We start from the raw sequence: 21,763 nt of genomic DNA, 5'->3' as shown, positions 1-21,763 counted from the left end.
AAATAATTAAAACGCTTCGACGTTTATATTCTAGGAACTAGGAACTAAATCCTAGCCCCTAAAAGCTGTTCTACAAAAAGCTCTTTCCGTAATCCATTGGAGACGTACCAAAGTAGCTAGCAAGACTCTGACCAATATCAGCAAAGCTGTCACGAAGCCCTAAAGAGCCCGCTGGTATATTGTGTCCATAAACAATGACAGGGATGTGCTCACGCGTGTGATCAGTACCTGGCCATGTAGGATCACAACCGTGGTCTGCAGTAAGAATCAATACATCGTCTTCTTCCATTAGCTCAATCACTTCATGGATACGAGAATCAAAATACTCTAACGCCGCCGCATAACCGGCTACGTCACGACGGTGACCATACGCTGAGTCAAAATCGACAAAGTTAGTGAAAACAATCGTGTTATCGCCAGCTTCTTTAATTTGCTCTTTGGTTGCTTCAAACAACGCAGGGATGCCCGTCGCTTTAACTTTTTTGGTGATGCCACAGTTGGCGTAAATATCGGCAATCTTACCAATAGACACGACCTGACCCTGTTTCTCTTCCACTAACTTAGTCAGTACCGTTGGCGCTGGTGGTTCGACCGATAGATCTCGGCGGTTACCTGTACGCTCAAACTGACCTTTACCAGGACCAATAAATGGACGAGCGATAACACGGCCAATGTTGTAATCTTCTAGTTCTTCACGAGCGATCTGGCAAAGCTCTAGTAAGCGGTCTAGTCCAAATGTTTCTTCATGACAAGCGATTTGGAATACCGAGTCAGCCGATGTGTAAAAGATAGGCTGTCCCGTTTTCATGTGCTCTTCACCAAGATCATCAAGAACTTGAGTTCCTGATGCGTGGCAGTTACCTAAGAAACTATCCAGACCTGCACGCTTAAGAATGCGATCAGTCAGCTCTTTCGGGAATGCATTCTCTTTATCAGTGAAATAGCCCCACTCAAACAATACCGGCACACCGGCAATTTCCCAGTGACCCGACGGCGTGTCTTTACCAGATGAAAGCTCTGCAGCGTGTCCATAAGCACCAATGATTTCTACGTCATCATGCATACCCTGAGCGAGCGCACCTGTTGACTCTTTATGCGCCATGGCTAAGCCTAGCTTTGAAAGGTTTGGCAGTGTTAATTCACCGCTACGCTGGTCATTATCAGCAAGACCTTTCGCACAATGTTCAGCGATGTGCCCCATGGTATCAGAGCCAACGTCACCAAATTTTTCAGCGTCGCCCGCAGCACCAATACCAAATGAATCTAATACTAAAATAAATGCTCTTTTCATAATCTCTCTCCCACCCTATGCCAAGTCTTCCGCACGAATATGGCGGTATACACATGGGGTTTCTGTATAGGGTTGATCACTCACCGTCACCGCTGCTTTCAGTGCGTTTGCCGCGTCTTGCCATTGCGCTTCACTACGCGCATGGATTACAGCTAACGGTTTATCTTGATTCGCGCTCTCGCCAAGTCTAATAAATTGGTCAAAGCCGACTGCGTAGTCAATCGTATCTGTCGCGACACGACGACCACCGCCCATTCCAACAACAGCCATACCAATAGCACGAGTATCCATAGCCGACACTGTACCTTCAATATCGGCATAGACAGGCTTAATAATCTCGGCCTTATCTAGGTAATTATCATAGTTTTCTACAAAATCTATCGGGCCACCTAGCCCAGCAACCATAGTGCCGAAGCATTGGGCTGCTTTACCGTTGTTTAAGACCTCGTTTAGCATTGCATCCGCTTGCTCGTTATCATCAGCAAGCTTAGCCAACACTAGCATTTCACTACAAAGTGCCATCGTCACTTCGTACAATCGTGGATTACGGTATTCGCCCGTTAAAAACTGTACCGCTTCACGTACTTCTACGGCATTGCCTGCTGACGATGCCAGCACTTGGTTCATATCAGTAAGAATAGCAGTTGTCTTTGTACCTGCGCCGTTTGCAACCGCAACGATTGAATTCGCTAACTCTTCAGATGCCTCATAAGTGGGCATAAACGCCCCAGAACCTACTTTGACATCCATAACCAGTGACTCAAGACCAGCTGCCAATTTCTTAGATAAAATAGACGCGGTAATCAAAGAGATATTGTCAACGGTTGCAGTGATATCGCGCGTGGCATATACACGCTTATCAGCAGGTGCTAAATCGCCCGTTTGGCCGATAATCGCGACACCCGCTTCCTTAGTTACTTGACCGAAAACTTCGTTTGTCGGTGTAATATCATAGCCAGGAATAGACTCAAGTTTATCAAGTGTCCCCCCTGTATGGCCCAAACCGCGTCCAGAGATCATCGGAACGAAACCACCGCAAGCCGCAATCATAGGACCAAGCATTAAAGAGGTGACATCTCCGACCCCGCCAGTCGAGTGTTTATCAACAATCGGACCACCAAAATTCATATGGCCCCAATCGATAACCATGCCAGAGTCACGCATTGCACAAGTCAGCGCAATACGTTCTGGCATAGTCATTTCATTAAAAAAAATCGTCATGGCAAAAGCCGCAATTTGGCCTTCTGATACGGTGTCATTCGCGACACCTTGAATGAAGAAGTTAATTTCTTCCGCGCTCAGTACTTGGCCATCGCGTTTTTTACGAATAATTTCTTGTGGTAAATACATTAGTACCTCCCCAGTCTTAGCTTGGGTTGTAGAGTATAGAGGGAATGGTGGTGACAAGAAGTGTGTCACCACCTAAAAGCGTTAGATTAGTACGCAGTAGGATCTGCAGTTTCGTCTGTTACTTCTAATGTATTAAGGAGGTTGGTTAGCAGGCTTGATGCACCAAAACGGTAGTGCATGTTATCTGCCCAATCCGCGCCTAGGATATCATCGGCCATAGCAAGGTATGCGGCTGCATCTTCTGCGGTACGAACGCCACCAGCAGGCTTAAAGCCAACCGTTTTTGCTACGCCCATATCGCGAATCACTTCTAGCATCATGCGCGCATATTCTGGCGTTGCGTTAACTGGCACTTTACCCGTTGAGGTTTTAATGAAGTCAGCACCAGCTTTGATGCAGATTTCTGATGCCTTCTTGATAAGTGCTTCTTCTTTCAGTTCACCGGTTTCGATGATCACTTTAAGAAGGATGTCGCCACACGCTTCTTTACACTGCTTAACTAACTCGAAGCCGACTTCTTCGTTGCCTGCCATCAGTGCGCGGTAAGGGAAAACGACATCTACTTCGTCTGCACCGTATGCGACCGCCGCTTTAGTTTCCGCTACAGCGATGTCAATATCATCATTACCATGTGGGAAGTTAGTCACGGTCGCAATGCGTACGTCTGCAGTACCTTGCTCTCGTAGCGTTTTCTTAGCAATAGGAATAAAGCGAGGGTAAATACAGATCGCAGCAGTATTACCTACTGACGTTTTCGCATCGTGACAAAGCGCAATCACTTTTTCGTTAGTGTCGTCGTCATTTAACGTGGTTAGATCCATAAGTTTAAGTGCACGTAGAGCTGCTGATTTTAAATCGCTCATTTCTATCTCCGGTCAAAATATTCAATTAATTATCTGACAAACACGTCAGCAATAAATGAACGGACTTGGTTCCTTGAAGACTCGGCTCAGTTGTTATGCATTGCTATTATGCTTAAACAGCAAGACAACCAACACCAATTGCTATCCTTGTCACCGCACAGTACCTGCTCGTAATAATCACCTGATTCCTATCTGGTGAGAACTGGCTCTGGCTAAATAAGCTTCGTGAAAATACGAAGGAATTACTAAGTAGCCTCTACAGTATAGGACTCTTACTCAAAACGGTAGAGCTGATTAAAACGCAAACGGTTTGCTTCTCAAAAAACTTCCATTCAATATTTGAATCGTTTGTCCAATAACGATTCACCAAGGGTTTTAAGGGTCCCAAAACCAAAAAAGCCCCGCAGCAATCTCTTGCTACGGGGCGATTTATTATGACGTCTATATACTAATAACCTACGGCTAACAGTTACATTGCCGCAAGGCTAAGACAGAAGCCAGCAATCGTTGCTGCCATCAAGTTAGATAGCGTACCAGCGATAACGGCTTTCACACCCATGCGAGCGATATCACCGCGACGCTTAGGCGCCAAGCTGCCTAGACCACCCAGTAGAATCGCGATAGAAGAAAGGTTCGCGAAACCACAAAGTGCAAATGAGATGATTGCTTTTGTCTTGTCAGAAAGAACAACCGGCGCAGCTTCAGTTAGGTAAGGGGCAAAGTTTGCAAACGCTACAAATTCGTTAGCAACAGTTTTCATACCGATGAACTCACCAGCAACAACCGCTTCTTCCCATGGCACACCAATAAGGAATGCAAGAGGAGCAAAAACCCAACCAAGTAGCAATTCAAGGCGAAGTTCAGGCATACCGAACCAACCACCAACGCCACCAAGCATACCATTCACAAGCGCGATAAGGCCGATGAATGCGATAAGCATTGCACCAACGTTAAGCGCTAGCTGAAGACCCGCTGAAGCGCCGCCTGCTGCTGCATCAATAACGTTAGCTGGTTTGTCATCGCCTTCTGCTTCCATGTCATGAAGCTGATCGATTGGCTCGTCAGTTTCAGGTTTCATGATTTTAGCAAACAATAGACCACCAGGTGCTGCCATGAATGACGCTGCTACCAAGTACTCAATTGGCACGCCCATAGAAGCGTAACCCGCAAGAACACCACCAGCGATAGACGCTAGACCGCCACACATTACTGCGAATAGTTCTGATTGAGTCATCTTTGGTACAAAAGGACGAACAACAAGAGGGGCTTCAGTTTGACCAACGAAAATGTTTGCTGCTGCAGACATAGATTCCGCACGAGATGTGCCTAGTGCTTTTTGTAAGCCACCACCAAGAATCTTGATTACCCATTGCATAATACCTAGGTAATACAATACAGAAACTAACGCAGAGAAGAAGATAAGTGTTGGTAGTACACGGAATGCGAAGATGAAGCCACCGCCACCGAAGACCTCAAACATCTTGCCTGATACAAGACCACCAAACAGGAATGAAGAACCATCATTACCGTAATTGATGACGTTAGAGATAGCGTCTGATACACCGCGAAGTACTTCTTGTCCCCATGGGACGTAAAGAACGAATGCACCGAGTAAAAATTGGATAGCAAAAGCGCCACCCACCGTTCTGATATTAATAGCTTTGCGGTTATCTGATAATAATACTGCGATACCGATCAGTACTACCATTCCAACCAGGCTCATAAACAGGCTCATGGTTTATGACTTCCTTATATTTAATTATTTGGCGTGTAATAAAAATTGAAGCTCAAAAGCGGGGGCGATTATACAAACCCTCAAAAAAGAAAGTAGTACCCCCTTCACACTTTCGTCCTCAACACATAAGACGTACATGCAATTTTGCGACATAGATCACAAGCTCACTCTGTAACAAAACTTAATTTAACAATTACAAGTAACTTTAGTCACAAATAAAAAACAGCAATTTGCTATTATTTAGGACTTGTGACGTAACCGTTTTCGCAGTTTCACTTCGCAGCATGATAAGAGTTGATAGGGTCAACTTTAGCATTTCCGGTTTATTGATAGCCCCCTGATAACCACTTAATGGCATATCGGGTGCGTCGGTTTCGATTAATAAGTATTCAAGTGGTAGCTTAGAGATGGTGTCACGAGTCTTCTTTGCGCGTTCATAAGAAATGACGCCACCGACCCCTATATAAATACCCAATTTTATATATTCCATCGCTTGCTGGTAACTGCCATTAAAACCATGAATCACCCCCCCATATATGGGAGCAGTTTTTCTAAGTAAAGCCATCATGTCTTGATGCGCTTTTCGGCAATGCAAAATAACCGGTAGCTTGGCTTTATTCGCCAGTAAAATATGCTCACGTAAGATCTGCTTTTGCTGCTGCTTCACAAGTTCAGCGTCACCGTCTTTGCCTAAGTGATAGAAATCTAACCCGCACTCGCCAATCGCGATGCATTTATTAGACAAACCTTGCGCTTGGGCGAGCGCCTGTTTTAATCGTTCAATACTGGCAGCGGACACGCCTGATAAAAATGAAGGATGAAAGCCAAGGGCATAATAAATATCGGAATGTTGCAGTGCTAGCTGCGCTATTTCAGTCCAGTTTTCTTCATTGATACCTGGAACTATTATGCGCTCTACTCCTGCGACTCTTGCCCCCTTCAGTACGGCAGAAAGATCGGTTTTAGCCGCGATGAGGTCTAAATGACAGTGAGTATCAATCATCGTTAGCGGGATCTTGTTTATACGGTGTACAGCTACGTTTGTTCTCCGGCGTCAGCCCCATAGACTGGCACCAGTTATCGTACTTTTTTAACCAAACACGTAACCATTTAAGCATGCATAATACTCTCTCTATTATTGGCATAGACACACAGTAAAATAGCTATCAACATACCAATGAGCAAATGTAATCGATTGCAAACTATTCTACCAAACCCCTTGTTACGCAAAGGATAGCCAATAGTTAGAGTTTTATCACTAAGTTGTGATTCAACACTCATTGCTGTGATAGAAGCGGTTTTTTTTCAACCAAGCAAACGATAAAATGTTTCGCACTGTTTGTAAATTAAACAAAGCATGAGGCTGCGTTATTTACAAACGTTTAATTTCCAGCCTCTAACCACAGCGTTAGCCGGGTCTATTGATTCATCAATGGTACCCCCATTATCTGACACCACAAGGGAACTGAACGTGAAAAAAACTATTCTAAAACTCTCCGCACTTGCAGTGGCGGTCTCGTCTTTCAGCGTATTCGCAGCAAAACCAGCCGTTGTTTATGATACAGCAGGCAAGTTCGACAAATCATTTAATGAAGCCGTTTTTCAAAACGGTGTTAAGCCTTTCAATGCCGACAAAGGCGTCAAAGTACGTGAGTTCGAACCCCAAAATGAAGCACAGCGCGAGCAAGGTCTACGCCGCCTTGCCAGCCGCGGTTTCACACCAATCGTTGCTGTAGGCTTCAATATGGCTTCTGCTGTTGAGAAAGTGGCAACAGAGTTCCCTGATATTCAGTTTACTATCATCGATATGGTGGTTGATAAGCCTAATGTTCAGTCTATCGTATTTAAAGAGCATGAGGGTTCTTTCCTTGTGGGTGCATTGGCGGCTAAGGCATCTAAAACTGCAAAAGTTGGTTTTGTAGGCGGAATGGACATTCCACTGATTCGTAAGTTTGAGTGTGGTTATCGTCAAGGCGCACAATACGCAAACCCTAAAATCGAAACTTTCCAAAATATGACAGGTTCAACACCTGCTGCGTTTGCTGACCCTGCTAAAGGCTCAGAGCTGGCTAAATCTCAATTCTCTAAAGGTGTTGATGTCATCTACGCCGCAGCTGGCGGTACGGGTATGGGTGTTTATCAAGCGGCAAAAGATGGCGGTAAATTCGCTATTGGTGTGGACTCAAACCAAAACCATTTACAGCCAGGTACAATGCTGACGTCTATGGTGAAAAAGGTCGGTGTCGCGGCCTACAACTCATGGGATGAAGCAGAGAAAGGATCATGGGAAGCAGGGATCAAAGTACTTGGCCTTAAAGAAGGCGCTGTTGAATGGGCTTACGATGATAACAACAAGGATCTCATCACACCGGAAATGAAAACCTATCTTGATGAGCTACAAGCGCAAATCATCGCTGGCGATATCAAAGTCCACGATTACATGTCAGACAATACTTGTAATTACTAAGCTCCACAAACCACTAGCATGCACGGCTAAGCTTTCAGCCTAGCGACAATTTTACGCCACTGCTTCAAACACAGTGGCGTATCACACACCCTACACCCCATGACATAACCATCTTCAATAACGATTATAAAAAATAAAACGACCTATAAAAATTAAAACGATATTTAGGTAATTAGCAGGGAATCATTAGCGGGCACCATTGACGTCGCTAATTAAATATAAGGCAGTATCTCGTGACACAAGGACAATCTATTGCCATCGAACTCAAAGACATCAATAAACGTTTTGGCGCCGTTCATGCCAATCGTGACATTGACCTTCGCGTTCCCAAAGGCACTATTCACGGCATTATCGGTGAAAACGGCGCTGGTAAATCGACTTTAATGAGCATTATCTACGGCTTTTATCATGCCGATGAAGGCTCGATGTGGGTTAATGGCCAGCCATATAAGCCAGCCAACTCACAAGAAGCGATCCGCTCAGGGATTGGTATGGTGCATCAACACTTTATGTTGGTAGAAACCTTCTCAGTACTCGAAAATATTGTACTTGGCGCTGAGGATGGCTGGAAGCTAGAAGAAAGCCTAGGAAAAGCACATAAAAAGCTCAAAGCACTGGCGAAAGACTACGGTCTTGATGTCCCAATTGATGCTATCGTTGGCGAATTGCCAGTAGGTCTACAGCAACGAGTCGAAATTCTAAAAGCCCTTTATCGTGGAGCCAAAATACTCATTCTTGATGAACCCACAGGGGTATTAACGCCGCAGGAAGCGGATCATCTATTTCGCATTCTAGACAAATTAAGAGCACAAGGTACAACCATCATGATCATCACGCACAAACTGCGTGAAGTCCTCGCAATCACAGACAATATTTCAGTGATGCGTCAAGGGACAATGGTTGAACATGTGGTCACTGCGGACACCAATAAAGAACAATTAGCTGAATTTATGGTGGGTCGTAAAGTTCGCCTAAAAGTAGACAAACACACCTCAACCCCAAAAAAACAGCTGATTACTGTCGACAACCTGCAGTATTTTGATGACGCTGGTGTTGAGCGGGTGAAACGCGTCAGCTTTGGCGTTAGGCAAGGTGAAGTTGTCGGTATTGCTGGAGTGTCTGGGAATGGTCAATCTGAAATTCTCGCCCTCTTATCTGGTATTTTACAACCTCATTCGGGGTCCATACACATTAACAACAGCACCATTGATAAGCTGAACCCACTCAACCCTCAACAAGTCCGAGCGATTGGCGTCGGACATATTCCTGAAGATCGTCATAAACAAGGGCTCATCAATAAATTTAATGCCCAGGAAGCCTACATTCTCGGCTATCACCATCTGCCCCAATACAACAAGGGGTTGTTACAAGACAAGCAAGCGATCAAAGCTCATTGCCAAGCCAGTATGGATAAGTGGGATGTTCGTCCAAACGATACCACATTAAAAACAGCTAACTTTTCTGGAGGAAACCAGCAAAAACTCGTGATTGCTCGTGAAATGGAGCAAAACCCCGATGTCCTGCTCGTAGGGCAACCAACTCGTGGCGTCGATATCGGCGCGATTGAATACATCCACCAACAGATTATCGCGGCTCGAGATGAGGACAAGGCCGTGCTTTTAGTCTCAGTTGAACTGGACGAGATTCTCAGCCTTGCCGATCGCATTCTAGTGGTCTTTGATGGTGCTATTGTGGGGGAGGTCGCCATTAATGAAGCAGACGAGCAAACACTAGGGTTAATGATGGCCAATATTATGCCGGAACACTTACAGAAAAAAGCAATGACCTCTGGCCAGGAAACACAAGGAGATGTGGCATGAGCCAAGCAAAAGTACCCGCTTGGGTAACCATGGCACTATTGCCAGCCATCAATGTCATGGTCGCCTTTCTCGTGTCTGCGCTGTTATTTATCTATATCGATATCAGCCCAATTGATGCCGCTAAAGTCATGTGGACGGGCGCCTTTGGTTATGCGGAAGGATTTGGCTACACCATGTACTACGCGACGGGCTTTATTTTCACCGGTCTCGCGGTCGCCGTTGCCTTCCACGCTGGGCTTTTTAATATTGGTGGTGAAGGACAGGCCTATATTGGTGGGCTCGGTGTGGGGCTGGTGTGCTTAACGTTGGGTGAATACGCGCCTTGGTATATTACCTTCCCTGTGGCCATTTTAGCGGGCGGGCTGTTTGGTGCCGCTTGGGCGTTTATTCCTGCCTACTTACAAGCGAAACGCGGCTCACACATTGTTATCACCACCATCATGTTTAACTTTATCGCCGCCTCATTCATGGCGTATCTGTTAGTAGAAGTGCTCAAACCAGACAATACCATGGCAACCGAAAGCCGAGTGTTCGCGGTGAGCAGCTGGCTACCTAAAATGCATGAAATCTTGGCGGTATTTGGGATTGATATGGCGCCGAGCCCGATGAACTTAAGCTTTATATTTGCCTTAGTTTGCTGCGCCTTCGTCTGGCTATTTATGTGGCACTCTCGCTGGGGCTATGAAGTTCGCTCGGTCGGCGCTAACCCTTCAGCAGCAGGCTATGCTGGAATCAAATACAGCAAAACCATTATTATCACTATGTTAATCTCCGGCATGCTCGCGGGTTTCTTTGGTCTTAACGTATTACAAGGTGAGCTTCATCAAATAAAGCTTAACTTTGTTGAAGGATTCGGATTTACCGGAATTGCCGTGGCGCTGATGGGGCGTAATCACCCAATTGGTGTTTTGCTGGCGAGCTTGCTGTTCGGTTTTCTCTACCAAGGCGGAGCCGAATTGAGTTTTGAATATGGCGTAGACCGTAACATCGTTGTGGTACTGCAGGGCTTAGTGATCTTATTCTCTGGGGCGCTGGAACACATGTTTAGACCCTCGCTGGAAAGAACCTACCTCAGACTCTTTTCTAAACCTAACCTTAACGCTGAGAAGGGAGTCGCTTAATTATGTTTGAAACGATTATTCTCATGCTAGACGCCACATTACGCGTGGCGACACCGCTGATCCTTGCATCATTGGCTGGAATGTTCTGTGAACGTTCTGGGATAGTGAATATTGCTTTAGAAGGTAAATTACTGGCAGCTGCGTTTGCGGGAGCAGCAACAGCCCATGTTACCGGATCTGCGTGGCTTGGTTTATTCGCTGGGATCGGCGTATCGGTTTTGTTAGCCCTTCTTCACGGCTTTGCGTGTATTACCCATCGCGGCGATCAAGTGGTCAGTGGCATGGCGATCAATATTCTCGCAGCAGGGTTAACTATTACCTTGGGGCGTCACTGGTTCCAGCAAGGCGGTCAAACACCAGCATTATCTGGTGATGCTCGTTTTGCCCCCATTACCTTTCCAGGTGCCGATGCCGTCGCGGATATTCCTGTATTGGGTCACCTTTATTCGGAACTGATTAGTGGGCATTCGATCTTAGTCTACATGGTGGTCTTTATCGTTCCAGCTTGTTGGTACCTACTGTTTAGGACGCGCTTTGGACTTCGTCTACGCGCGGTCGGTGAATCCCCCTCAGCTGTCGATACCGCGGGTATTTCCGTAGTACGTACTCGTTACGCTGCCGTCGCCATTTGTGGGGTACTAGTGGGGATTGGAGGAGTGTATCTCTCCGTTGCTCAAACGGCTCAGTTCATTCCTAACATGAGTGCCGGAAAAGGCTATATGGCACTAGCGGCGCTCATCTTTGGTAAATGGCGTCCGTTTACGGCAATGGGCGCTTGTTTGTTATTTGGTTTCTTAGATGCATTAGCCATTCGCATGCAGGGCGTCAAAATCGGTGACTTCCCTATTCCGGTTCAAGCCATCGAAGCAATACCTTACATACTCACAGTATTCCTGTTAGCAGGGTTTATTGGCAAGGCCGTCGCACCAAAAGCGATTGGCGTGCCTTATACAAAAGAACGTGAATAAGATGACAAACGCGCGCGAGTAAGAGCGCGCTATCCTATAGGCATAAAAAAACAGGCATAAAAAAACCGCTCAATGAGCGGTTTTTTGTATCAACAGAATCTTTAGTGTTCGCGTGTTGCACGGAACGTCACGTCAGGGAAACGCTCTTGCGCTAAGTTCAAGTTAACCATCGTTGGGGCAACATAACTTAGGTTATCTCCACCATCAAGTGCTAAGTTTTGCTGACTCTTACGCTTAAACTCTTCCAGTTTCTTCGCATCACCACACTCAACCCAACGCGCTGTTGCAACGTTGACACTCTCATAGATAGCTTCAACATTGTACTCAGCTTTCAAGCGTGCCACGACGACATCAAACTGCAACACACCCACCGCACCAACGATCAGATCATTATTTTGCAATGGACGGAATACTTGTACAGCGCCTTCTTCAGAAAGCTGGACTAAGCCTTTTAGCAACTGCTTTTGCTTCAGAGGATCACGTAGGCGAATACGACGAAATAATTCCGGTGCAAAGTTTGGAATACCAGAAAACTTCAAGTTCTCACCTTGTGTAAAGGTATCTCCAATTTGAATCGTACCGTGGTTATGCAAGCCAATGATATCGCCAGCGTACGCTTTCTCTGCGCGAGAACGGTCGCCCGCCATAAAGGTTACCGCATCCGAAATACTCACATTTTTGCCAGTACGAACATGGTTCATCTTCATGCCTTGGTTATAAGTACCAGACACAATACGCATGAAGGCGATACGGTCGCGGTGCTTCGGATCCATGTTGGCTTGGATCTTAAATACGAAGCCAGAAAACTTCTCTTCCGTTGCTTCAACATCACGCTCATTAGCTTGACGAGTTTGCGGCCCTGGAGCCCACTCAGTTAGGCCGTCTAGCATATGGTCAACACCAAAGTTGCCCAATGCTGTACCAAAGTAAACTGGCGTTAATTCACCGGCAAGGAATAGGTCTAAATCAAACTCAGGACACGCACCAATAACAAGCTCTAGTTCTTCACGCACGCTTTCCGCTAGATCTTCACCAACTGCAACGTCAAGTTCAGGGTTATCAAGCCCCTTAATGATACGAACTTCTTGAATCTCATGACCATGGCCAGATTCGTATAAGATGGTTTCGTCACGGTGAATGTGATACACACCCTTAAACTCTTTACCGCAACCAATTGGCCATGAGATTGGAGCACAAGCCATACCCAGCTCGCTTTCCACTTCATCCAAGACTTCCATCGGATCACGAACGTCACGGTCAAGTTTGTTCATAAATGTGACGATAGGCGTGTCACGTAAACGCGTTACTTCCATCAATTTACGCGTACGGTCTTCGACACCTTTTGCCGCGTCAATCACCATCAAGCAAGAATCGACAGCGGTTAATGTACGGTAGGTATCTTCCGAGAAGTCTTCGTGTCCCGGCGTATCTAGAAGGTTAACAAGGCAGTCGTTATATGGAAACTGCATCACCGATGTCGTTACCGAGATGCCACGTTCTTTTTCCATCTCCATCCAGTCAGACTTAGCGTGCTGGTTAGAGCCGCGACCTTTTACGGTACCCGCTTTTTGAATTGCGTTTCCGAATAAAAGTACTTTTTCGGTAATCGTGGTTTTACCCGCATCCGGGTGAGAAATGATCGCAAAAGTTCTGCGTTTAGAAACTTCTTGCTGAAATTGATTTGACATGAATCTCGATCTTCTAGGTTTGTAGAACAGCCCATCGCAAACCCTGCTGACAGTTCACGGCTATTCGAAGGCGTCGAAAAAATAATGGGCGCTATTTTCACCGATCTGGCAGGGTTTCTCAATGAATACTTTCTCAAAGCCTCTATTTGTAAATAAATCTCGCTGAAAAATACGCTGTAACATACCCAACAAAGTAAAGTAACAGCCAGTTATACACTTCACTCAATATTAATTTCCTCACTAATATTGACGATTAAGCGCCAATTGCAGTCGTGATAATCAAGGCACTTTTGTTCAAATGGTTTTGCTATCACTACTTTATCATTTGAGGAAATGACTTATGAAAGCCTTTAAACCTTGGTACATCGCTCAGATGTCTAACGGGGTCGTTCAGTGGGTCGGCATTGCACTACTTTTAACACCACTCATTATTGAACGCACAGGCAGTGGCGCCTTAATGGGCAGCGTCATGTCACTGCTCGGCCTCTTTGGGATCTCAGCTCCACTTATTGGCTGGGTTGCGGATAAATATAATATTCACCGCCAAATGCAAAAAGCGGCGCTATTTTCGCACCTACTATCGCTAATTTTGCTTTACTACGCACAAGATAATGCTGTTATTTATTTGCTTGTAGGACTGACTATTGGTATCGGTACTGTGTCCCAACTCGTGCTCAATCCAACGTTTGTGCTGAACTCTCTACCAGCAGATCTGCAAACTCGTGGATTAAGTCGCCTGTACCAATTTCAATTTTTTGGTGTTGTCATTGCAGGTGCATTGCTCGGTACCGTAAGTTTATTTGGGTGGACAAGTGAGCAACAATTACTATTAATGATGGCCTTGGTCTGTGTGTCGATTGTTTCCGTGTTTATTGCACCACCACCAAAGATCGCGGTCGATACAGAAACACAAAGTGAACAAACCTCCAAAGATAGCCGCTCTAAAAATAAAAGCAGCCGAACCGCTATTGCCTTTGTTTTTTTTCTCGCTACCGTCTTTGTATCAATGTTCACCGCCAGCAACCTTATGGAATCTGGCCCTATCATAATTAAAGAGGTGTTCAATGTGGATCTTGGGCATTCAGCTTTTGGGTTAGCTGGCTCGGCGATCATCACCATTTTATTACTGGAACCTGCGGGTAGATTAGCGGAGAAAAGTAGCCCTTATCTTATCTGGATGATTTCACTGTGCTGCTATGCCATTACCTCTATCGGTTTGTGGCTTGCAGTAGGTAGCGGCATTTCTAGCCTGGTCCCTATTTTACTTATTGTATTATTGATGCAGGCCATATCTTGGTTTGATATGGCGATCCCAGCCATTGCTGATGAACTCAGTCCAAGCACCCCTGCACTAACGCAAGGCATTTTGATGTTTGCTATGGCTATCGGATTTGGTGTCGGTACCTATATCGCTGGTCAGTTGATTGATTCTAATGGTTTTGTTGCGGTGGTGGATTATTGCGCCGCAAGTATTATCGCTACGCTTGTGTTGGCTTTTGGCACGCTGATATTTAAACGTAAGTGACACTAGAATGGGTTGGGCTCAGTCCAACCCATTAACTCGATAGCTACAACTGCCAAGCATGGCCAACGGTAATATAATAAGCCCACTCCTCCGGCCCTTTTGCTACATCCACACCTGCTCGCATATTGAGCTGTCGAGCGACTAAGTAACGAAAGCCACCGCCCACAACAGATTGATAATCAGCGTCTGAAAAGTCTTGCCCATCATCGATGGCTTTTCCTGTCCCTGTAAAGCCAATTAACGACCATCTTGGTGTAATGTCATAACGTGCTTCGAGTTCCATTAGCGCCATATCATCACCTTGATAGCGCATTGCTGGGATACCTCGCATATTAATAAACGGTCTTGCGTAATAAGGGGCGTCATCAGTGACCGTTTGATAATCACCACGCAAGCCAATCACGACATCATTTAGGATCGGCGCAAAATAGTTGGCCTGCAGTCTGGATTTACGATACGACACATCACCACCAAATGCTTGATCGTGAAAGTCAGTACTGAGTTTCGCTTTGAGGCCATCATTAGGAGTAAAGATAGAATCTCGACTATCGTAGGTCACCTTAAGTTCAACCGCAGCATCTTTGAGGTCAAAATTTATCGGTGGCAGTTGAATCAGATCATTGCCTAAATCGAACGTACTCTTGGAAGAAAGGAGGGAATATTTTGCACCAATAAACCAATCACTCCCCGCGATTCGATAGTCGATATCTTGCATAAAATACAAGCCATCAATATTGAAATCCAAAGGGGCGTCCAGCACATAGTATTTTAAGTTAAAGGATCCATAGAATAGCCCACCTTGGTATCGCCAAGTATCTTCTTGCCAAGACCCAAAGTGAAATGCCCCAGTTAACCATGAGCCATTCGAGGTACCAGCCGCAGCGACCGCCGTCACACTCGGTGGCAAACCTACGACTTCATCTGGGTTTTCTTTTCTTTGTCGTTCGCGCTCTTCCGATTCATGGAAGAACATTAATGCGGCGCCTCCCCCAGTGCCAACTGCTGGGTCGGTGATGATAATCGGGACAGGCATAAATCCCACCGCGTTATCTAGTACCCAAGCACTCGCATCAAACATGCCGTCCTTAGAATCAATAAACTGATCAAAGGCCAATAATGAAGAACTCATGAAAGCACAGCTGATCGCCGTTAATGCTCGTCTTTTCACAGACACCTCCGTGTGAATGCTGCTCATCACCCAAAAAAGAAAGCAGGTGAATTCCGCGACTGCTATAACAATATAGGCATACGCCTAAGTAAGTAGGCTCACTTCTCAAGCCCCTTACTTACGCCTTAATGATCAATTGTGACCTAATAATGTTAACTTTGGCAACGCATTAGTGATTATTTGCAAACACTCATCATTCTCCATACGACCGAACATACAGGACTATTCGATTTGTACGTACCAGTATTCACTCCACAATAGAACATTAATCTGACTTTCAGCGAGTTTGTTTACGCTTAGCGATCGTCATTTAGAGCAGCTTTTCAAATAGCTGCTACCATTAACCATAGATTTGCTTAAGCGATCTACCTCTCAACCCATTAGAATTTTCGTTACATTAAAGCGTGCTTTACCTAGCAAAACAGTGAACTCATTACTATTTTTAGCTGTCTTATAGTGGCAAAATAGGCAGCTCATAAAAGAAGAGAGTCGATACTGTGTCAGAACAAGCTCCACTAGATATTCGCATTGAAGAAAATCAAACCCGAGTGAAAGAACAGCTAAATCGAATTCTTTCCAGCAAGGCGTTTGATCAAAGCCCAAAAATGAAAGAACTACTGACTTTTGTCGTGGAGCAAACCTTGGCTGGCAATGGCGATCGTCTAAAGCAATTTACTATTGCCACTGAAGTTTTTGACCGTGATGCGGAGTTTGACCATCAGGCCGACCCGATTGTTCGTATTCAGGCTGGTCGCGTACGACGCACGCTAGAGACTTATTACCTTACCGAAGGGGTAAACGATCCACTTTTCCTTGCTATCCCCAAAGGTCGCTATAGCCCAGTATTTACGCCGCAAACACCTCAGGCCGTAAGACAAACGGCGACATTGGCTCAAATGGCCAGAGATAATCAACGTACACTTAGCCCAACGATTACCGTATTGCCTTTCCTATCGCTATCAGACGACGCCGAAAAACGTTTTTTCGCAGAGGGTTTTGGCGAAGAGCTTGCAACTGAACTTGCCCGCTTTGATATGTTAAAAGTCGTATCGATGCATGCTCTTGGCGACACCAGTATTGATCCCAGAACCTCTGCCGATGTAAAAGGCTTAGGCGAAGAACTGGGGGTCTCTTTTATTACATCAGGGACAATGCAAACACTCGGTAACAAAATTCGCATCTATGCTAAGCTCTACCGCACCGATAGCGGCGAGCAAGTGTGGGCAGAAAAGTACACTTGCGATCTCACTACTGACGACTTATTTGCCGTTCAGGATGAAATCATTGCTGAAGTCGTGGCAGAGCTAGCCTCAAGCTTTGGTATTATTCACCGTGAAATTTATCAAAGTTGCAATCAGAAAAAAATCGAACACCTCTCTACTTACGAAGCAACACTTCGTTACCGTCACTACTTAATGACGCTATCGGAAGACACCCATCAGCAGGCCACGCAAGCCTTGCTGAGCGCCGTAGAACGCGAGCCTTATATCGCCTTGCTGCACGCTATGCTTGCTGTCCTCTATTTCGATGCCGAGATGCTAGGTATGGGGAAAGTAGAGAACGCCGTGGAGACTGGACTTAGCTACGCCAAGCGCGCTGTAGAGCTCGAACCAACAAACCAAGAATCACAGATCGCTATGCTGATGGCACATCAAGTTAAAGAAGATATCAACGGAATCATCGAAACTGTCGATAAAGTCTTAGCCATTAACCCGAATGCCGCTTACCAAATTGGCTTATGTGGGTGGGCGTTATGTATGGCGGGTGAGTTTGAACGTGGACTTAGACTCATTGCCGATTCAAAGGCGCTCAACCCGTTTAGACCACCATGGTTTTCAATTGCAACGGTTATTCATCAGATCATGCAAGATAACTATGATGATGCGGAAAAGTCCGTGAGCAAGCTTTCACTTAGGCGCCTGTTTTGGGTACCTATGCTTAAAGCGATTATTCACGTACAAAAAGGTGAATTTAAGCAGGCTCAGGCCAGCTATAAAGAAATGCTACAACTTCGCCCCGACTTTGAAGATAACGAAGCTCGTTATTTAGGCGCCTTTATAGCCAGCCCTGAGATTAAAAATAAGCTATTAACGTCGCTAGCTCGACTGTAGCATCATCGGTTTACACTATGTACTAACAGCACAGCAGCCAAATAAAAAAGAGAGCAGACGCTCTCTTTTTTATACATGGGATCAACTCACTCATATTGAGAGCTTACATTTAGCGCGCTCACAGAGAGGTGACCGCTATTTAATCGTAAAGTGCATCATCGTAGTCATCATACTCGTCATCCAAATACTCTTCTTCTAGGTATTCTTCCTCGATGATTTCTTCTTCAATGATCTCTTCTTCTATGTACTCTTCGGCAATATACTCTTCCGCTATTATTTCATCTTCAACAATAACGTCTGTCGCCACTTCACAAGCGCCTTCATAGTAAGCGCCATCAACAGCGCCACCCACCGCGCCCGCACCGCCACCAATAATAGCACCAGCCTTCGCCCCTTGAGAGCCATCAACAATGCCGCCGACAACCGCGCCTGTTATTGCACCATCAACGGCACCTACTATCGCACCCTCGGCAGTTTGATCGCAGTAATACGCAAAACTTGGCGCGCTAAGCAGCGAGAGTAATACTGCACACAGCATGATAATATTCAATTTTTCTTTCATTACATCTTATTCCTATTATTGGGCGAGCTGGTTATAGGCTTCAATACTCATTCCAGCACTAAACCCACCATCTACACCTACAGCTTGACCATTAACAAAACTACTATCTTGTGACGCAAGAAAGTGGACAACAGCTGCCACCTCTTCTGGCTGACCTATACGACCAAGCGGCACGGCTCGTTGCTCCATTCGCAACTGAGGCTCACCGCCTGCTGCGTGCGCTCTTGGCGTATCCACGGAAGTTGGGCACACCGCATTGACACGTATTTGTTTGCTGCCTAATTCCAATGCCGCCGTTTTGGTGATCCCCAAAACAGCCCACTTAGAGCCTGCAAGTGCGCCTAAGTAGGGAACACCCGATGTCCCCGCTACTGAGGCAACGTTAATAATGCTGGAATGCAAAGGCATATAGGGCACGGCATGTTTAATGGCTAGTGCGGTACCTAAAGCATTCACTGAATAATTCGCGTCGTATTCGGTCTTTTTAGATTCCATGATCGTGCTATAGCCATTAGTAGAACCAGCACAGTTTACCAACACATCAATGCGCCCAAAGCGCTCAAAGGTAATCGCCATTAATTCACTAAGAGAAAGCTCATCAGTGACATCAACATCGATATATAACGCCTCTAGACCTTCAACTTTAGACGCTACCGCATCCAATCCAGCAATGACCAAACGCGCTCCCGCGGCATGCAATCGTTTTGCTGTCGCCTCACCAATGCCTGATGTACCACCGATGATGACAATTATTCTATCTTCCAAGTGAAATGGCATTGCCATAGATACTTCCTCTCGTGAGCGTGTAGTCAGTCAAATTAAATAGTACCTAAGTAAAATGCTAAATCGCAGTTACAAACTTGGATCGATCCAGTAACACAGAATAAAATCGGAGAAGCGATACAGAAGGGAATATAAGGCTTCCATGCCCTATTTAGACGAGAGAACATCCAGCAACGGGGCCGTTACGGAGTACTCATCATTAAGTCATTATTTAGCGCGCTTAAAAGAACCACGTCGCACCGATGCGAACTTCACGGTTACCATCTAAGTGCTTCATGCGAGATTCGCCACCCGCTTTAAAGAAATGTTCAGAATAGGTCAAGTTACCCCAAACACTGCCATCTGATGACAACGGGACACCGCCTTCCATCATCATTTCCAGTGACTGTTCATTTTGACCAAAGGAGTTTTGGTAATTAGCGTACTGAGGGTTAACCGTAATGTACGACCCTTTATCTGTCAGATAAAAAGAGTTAAACCAGTTAGCTTGCCAGCCGTCGCCAGACTTGCCGTTGTCGTACGAGTTACGCATAACCGCTACGTTAGGATAAGAAACCCAAGATTCAAATGGGGTGATGACTTTAGCAACGGCACCCACGGCAACGGTATTGTTGACACCAGCATCTTTCGCTACCCAGTTGCTAGCATAATCGATATAGTCTAGCGAGAAACCAATCTCAGGTAACAACTCAAAACCCGTCGCATGGACTTGGAAATAACGAGCACGGACACGAGACATACCGAAGTCCGAAGACTTGCCATTCTTTTTATCAGCGTCAACGTTGGTTTGAAAATCACCCTCTAACTGCGCAAGAAAACCGATCTCTTCAGTATAAGATCCAGCCATATTTAGCTGCAGGCGAGTTAAACCATCTTTGCCCTTGGCACCAGAATCTACTTTCAAATAGGTTTGCGGGCGAGTCACATCAGCAGGATCGTTGCTTTGCTCTTCTTGGGCATGGGCCGAGAAGGTAAGGGTACTTAATACACTCAGAGAGAGAATTGAAAATCGCTTCATCATTTGTTCCCATTATTGTCAATAACTAATGGGGAGTATGAAGACTAAGTAGAAAAATCGAAGTAACTCAGGGTAATGTAACCTATTGGAACCTTCGGCAATATGGCACTCTATCAATCTAGGATTAACATGGTTGGCACAGCGTCATAAGGGAGGGATAAAATAAACACCGAGCACAGTAACGCCCCTGCTCGGCTTACAAACTAATTACATACCAAACATGAAGTAATAGCTCATGATGATACCATCTTCACGGCCCGCTTCTGTTGGGTAATAATCCTTGCGACGATCGACTTCATTAAAGCCTTCATCTAAATACAGTTTTATCGCTGATAGATTGCTTTCTCTGACTTCAAGCCATGCACTTTCCGCTTCGCAACTCTGGCATTGGTCGAGAAAATGCCCTAATAACGCGCGGCCATAGCCTTTACGTTGGTGATTTGGACCGATAGCGATATTCAGTAACGATACTTCACCGACAATATTTTGGGCATAAAAGTAGCCGACGACTTGTCCATCAACCAGCATGACGCTATTTTGCGCGCCTCGCCCGTTTATTTCTTCAATCATGGACACTTTCCATGGATGAGAGTGCGCTTGTAACTCAATAGCGAGTACCGCCGCTACATGCTCTTGAGCAAGCGGAGCAAATTCTAAATTACGCATAAGAACGGATCTGATTCCAAAGGGCTCGTCTCTCTGCGTCATTGCCATCAATACTCGATAGTAAAGGAGAGACCAATTGATTACATTGAATTGAACGTTGTGCTAGCAATTGCTGATAACATTCTTTTTCGTGCTCTGCACCGGAAAACCATAACCACTTAGGCAACGATGACGTGTCTAAATAGATCAGTTGTTCAGGATATATATGCTGCGTGTTCACTACCTCAAGCTTCATTGCTTTAAGGATTTTCTGGTAAAACAGCGCCGTTTCATTTTTAGGCTGAATGGGAGAAATAAACAGCAACTCACAACCTTCTGGCAAGCTCAGCTTTTGCTCGGGTAAAATCGTGAGCCGTTCCGGGTGAGCAAGTGCCCAACTTTGGATACCCATCAATTGCAGCTTTACGTTATCTCTTAGCATGATGTCATACCATTATCTGACGCCACCGTATACACAACTTAGTCTGTCATCGGGCGATGCAAAAGGAAGGAACGAAGTTTAGCAAAGCTGCTAACAATCACCAAACGTAAATACGCGACTCACCTAACTGTGATGACTCGCGTATTTCACTTAATGGCAACACTCGTCAGATCTAATCTAGATTAACTCAATCCAACATAAAGATA

General features: G+C 45.5%; 19 protein-coding genes. 6 read left to right on the top strand and 13 right to left on the bottom strand.

All coding sequences use genetic code 11. The features are described 5' to 3' along the window. Nucleotides 1-70: 70 nt before the first annotated feature. The 6 genes from L4D05_RS01460 to L4D05_RS01435 all read right to left on the bottom strand — a co-directional run bounded on the left by L4D05_RS01460 (nt 71) and on the right by L4D05_RS01435 (nt 6,357). A complete protein-coding gene (locus tag L4D05_RS01460) occupies nt 71-1,291 on the bottom strand; it encodes a phosphopentomutase (RefSeq protein WP_428792822.1) in 1,221 nt (406 codons plus the stop codon). A 15-nt stretch (nt 1,292-1,306) separates the two neighbouring features. Beyond that, on the bottom strand, nt 1,307-2,641 hold the full coding sequence (gene deoA, locus L4D05_RS01455; protein ID WP_428792821.1) for a thymidine phosphorylase: 1,335 nt from the start codon (nt 2,639-2,641) through the stop codon (nt 1,307-1,309). An 86-nt stretch (nt 2,642-2,727) separates the two neighbouring features. Beyond that, nucleotides 2,728-3,504, bottom strand: a complete 777-nt coding sequence (gene deoC, locus L4D05_RS01450) for a deoxyribose-phosphate aldolase (protein WP_428750457.1) — start codon at nt 3,502-3,504, stop codon at nt 2,728-2,730. 469 nt (nt 3,505-3,973) lie between these two features. After that, complete coding sequence (locus tag L4D05_RS01445; RefSeq protein ID WP_265673739.1) at nt 3,974-5,239, bottom strand: NupC/NupG family nucleoside CNT transporter; 1,266 nt, start codon at nt 5,237-5,239, stop codon at nt 3,974-3,976. Between the two features lie 205 nt (nt 5,240-5,444). Next, nucleotides 5,445-6,242, bottom strand: a complete 798-nt coding sequence (locus L4D05_RS01440; protein WP_428792820.1) for a TatD family hydrolase — start codon at nt 6,240-6,242, stop codon at nt 5,445-5,447. Beyond that, nucleotides 6,235-6,357 (bottom strand): DUF5363 family protein, encoded by a 123-nt coding sequence (locus tag L4D05_RS01435; protein WP_428792819.1) that lies wholly within the window; start codon nt 6,355-6,357, stop codon nt 6,235-6,237. Before L4D05_RS01435 ends, L4D05_RS01440 begins: the two co-directional genes overlap by 8 nt. A 353-nt stretch (nt 6,358-6,710) precedes the next feature. Between L4D05_RS01435 and L4D05_RS01430 the strand changes: the two genes are divergently transcribed. From L4D05_RS01430 to L4D05_RS01415, 4 genes are all read left to right on the top strand, one after another. After that, nucleotides 6,711-7,706: a BMP family lipoprotein gene (locus L4D05_RS01430; protein WP_428750454.1), complete on the top strand. Its 996-nt coding sequence runs from the start codon at nt 6,711-6,713 to the stop codon at nt 7,704-7,706. A 233-nt stretch (nt 7,707-7,939) separates the two neighbouring features. After that, nucleotides 7,940-9,526 carry an ABC transporter ATP-binding protein gene (locus tag L4D05_RS01425; protein WP_428792818.1) on the top strand — a complete coding sequence of 529 codons (1,587 nt, stop codon included), beginning with the start codon at nt 7,940-7,942 and terminating at the stop codon, nt 9,524-9,526. Beyond that, entirely contained in the window at nt 9,523-10,647 is a 1,125-nt protein-coding gene (locus L4D05_RS01420) for an ABC transporter permease (protein WP_428750452.1), read from the top strand. Before L4D05_RS01425 ends, L4D05_RS01420 begins: the two co-directional genes overlap by 4 nt. 2 nt (nt 10,648-10,649) lie before the next feature. Then, entirely contained in the window at nt 10,650-11,615 is a 966-nt protein-coding gene (locus tag L4D05_RS01415; protein ID WP_265673735.1) for an ABC transporter permease, read from the top strand. Nucleotides 11,616-11,716: 101 nt separating this feature from the next. Here L4D05_RS01415 and prfC read toward each other — a convergent pair whose 3' ends face one another. After that, the gene (prfC, locus tag L4D05_RS01410; protein WP_428750451.1) at nt 11,717-13,303 is read right to left on the bottom strand and encodes a peptide chain release factor 3; all 1,587 of its coding nucleotides are present in this window, start codon (nt 13,301-13,303) and stop codon (nt 11,717-11,719) included. A gap of 340 nt (nt 13,304-13,643) precedes the next feature. Here prfC and L4D05_RS01405 point away from each other — a divergent pair, with 340 nt between their 5' ends. Next, nucleotides 13,644-14,828, top strand: coding sequence for an MFS transporter (locus tag L4D05_RS01405; protein WP_428792817.1), 1,185 nt, complete (start codon nt 13,644-13,646; stop codon nt 14,826-14,828). Nucleotides 14,829-14,871: 43 nt separating this feature from the next. Here L4D05_RS01405 and L4D05_RS01400 read toward each other — a convergent pair whose 3' ends face one another. Continuing rightward, complete coding sequence (locus tag L4D05_RS01400; protein WP_428792816.1) at nt 14,872-15,996, bottom strand: BamA/TamA family outer membrane protein; 1,125 nt, start codon at nt 15,994-15,996, stop codon at nt 14,872-14,874. 497 nt (nt 15,997-16,493) lie between these two features. Here L4D05_RS01400 and L4D05_RS01395 point away from each other — a divergent pair, with 497 nt between their 5' ends. Next, the gene (locus tag L4D05_RS01395; protein ID WP_428792815.1) at nt 16,494-18,107 is read left to right on the top strand and encodes a transmembrane adenylate cyclase; all 1,614 of its coding nucleotides are present in this window, start codon (nt 16,494-16,496) and stop codon (nt 18,105-18,107) included. A 139-nt stretch (nt 18,108-18,246) separates the two neighbouring features. On the opposite strand, the gene L4D05_RS01390 is transcribed toward L4D05_RS01395, so the two are convergent. The 5 genes from L4D05_RS01390 to L4D05_RS01370 all read right to left on the bottom strand — a co-directional run bounded on the left by L4D05_RS01390 (nt 18,247) and on the right by L4D05_RS01370 (nt 21,557). Beyond that, entirely contained in the window at nt 18,247-18,669 is a 423-nt protein-coding gene (locus L4D05_RS01390; RefSeq protein ID WP_428792814.1) for a YMGG-like glycine zipper-containing protein, read from the bottom strand. 15 nt (nt 18,670-18,684) lie between these two features. Beyond that, entirely contained in the window at nt 18,685-19,452 is a 768-nt protein-coding gene (locus L4D05_RS01385; RefSeq protein WP_428792813.1) for an SDR family NAD(P)-dependent oxidoreductase, read from the bottom strand. A 220-nt stretch (nt 19,453-19,672) separates the two neighbouring features. After that, complete coding sequence (locus L4D05_RS01380; protein WP_428750445.1) at nt 19,673-20,473, bottom strand: hypothetical protein; 801 nt, start codon at nt 20,471-20,473, stop codon at nt 19,673-19,675. A gap of 204 nt (nt 20,474-20,677) precedes the next feature. Continuing rightward, nucleotides 20,678-21,136, bottom strand: a complete 459-nt coding sequence (gene rimI / locus L4D05_RS01375; protein ID WP_428750444.1) for a ribosomal protein S18-alanine N-acetyltransferase — start codon at nt 21,134-21,136, stop codon at nt 20,678-20,680. After that, nucleotides 21,129-21,557: a DNA polymerase III subunit psi gene (locus L4D05_RS01370; RefSeq protein WP_428750443.1), complete on the bottom strand. Its 429-nt coding sequence runs from the start codon at nt 21,555-21,557 to the stop codon at nt 21,129-21,131. The genes rimI and L4D05_RS01370 overlap by 8 nt, the downstream gene beginning before the upstream one ends. Nucleotides 21,558-21,763 lie beyond the last annotated feature (206 nt).

Origin of the sequence: Vibrio nomapromontoriensis (genome assembly GCF_050337205.1) — a bacterium.
GTDB classification, from domain to species: domain Bacteria; phylum Pseudomonadota; class Gammaproteobacteria; order Enterobacterales; family Vibrionaceae; genus Vibrio; species Vibrio nomapromontoriensis.
Note: the sequence above shows the minus strand (reverse complement) of the source record. Positions and strands in the feature narration are given on the sequence as shown.

Excerpts from the sequence above, each read along its gene's own strand:
- L4D05_RS01460 (WP_428792822.1), bottom strand. The coding sequence starts at position 1,291 with ATGAAAAGAGCATTTATTTTAGTATTAGATTCATTTGGTATTGGTGCT.
- L4D05_RS01385 (WP_428792813.1), bottom strand. The coding sequence starts at position 19,452 with ATGGCAATGCCATTTCACTTGGAAGATAGAATAATTGTCATCATCGGT.
- L4D05_RS01370 (WP_428750443.1), bottom strand. The coding sequence starts at position 21,557 with ATGCTAAGAGATAACGTAAAGCTGCAATTGATGGGTATCCAAAGTTGG.
- L4D05_RS01440 (WP_428792820.1), bottom strand. The coding sequence starts at position 6,242 with ATGATTGATACTCACTGTCATTTAGACCTCATCGCGGCTAAAACCGAT.
- deoA (WP_428792821.1), bottom strand. The coding sequence starts at position 2,641 with ATGTATTTACCACAAGAAATTATTCGTAAAAAACGCGATGGCCAAGTA.
- L4D05_RS01405 (WP_428792817.1), top strand. The coding sequence starts at position 13,644 with ATGAAAGCCTTTAAACCTTGGTACATCGCTCAGATGTCTAACGGGGTC.
- L4D05_RS01435 (WP_428792819.1), bottom strand. The coding sequence starts at position 6,357 with ATGCTTAAATGGTTACGTGTTTGGTTAAAAAAGTACGATAACTGGTGC.
- L4D05_RS01380 (WP_428750445.1), bottom strand. The coding sequence starts at position 20,473 with ATGATGAAGCGATTTTCAATTCTCTCTCTGAGTGTATTAAGTACCCTT.
- prfC (WP_428750451.1), bottom strand. The coding sequence starts at position 13,303 with ATGTCAAATCAATTTCAGCAAGAAGTTTCTAAACGCAGAACTTTTGCG.
- rimI (WP_428750444.1), bottom strand. The coding sequence starts at position 21,136 with ATGCGTAATTTAGAATTTGCTCCGCTTGCTCAAGAGCATGTAGCGGCG.
- L4D05_RS01415 (WP_265673735.1), top strand. The coding sequence starts at position 10,650 with ATGTTTGAAACGATTATTCTCATGCTAGACGCCACATTACGCGTGGCG.
- L4D05_RS01445 (WP_265673739.1), bottom strand. The coding sequence starts at position 5,239 with ATGAGCCTGTTTATGAGCCTGGTTGGAATGGTAGTACTGATCGGTATC.
- deoC (WP_428750457.1), bottom strand. The coding sequence starts at position 3,504 with ATGAGCGATTTAAAATCAGCAGCTCTACGTGCACTTAAACTTATGGAT.
- L4D05_RS01390 (WP_428792814.1), bottom strand. The coding sequence starts at position 18,669 with ATGAAAGAAAAATTGAATATTATCATGCTGTGTGCAGTATTACTCTCG.
- L4D05_RS01420 (WP_428750452.1), top strand. The coding sequence starts at position 9,523 with ATGAGCCAAGCAAAAGTACCCGCTTGGGTAACCATGGCACTATTGCCA.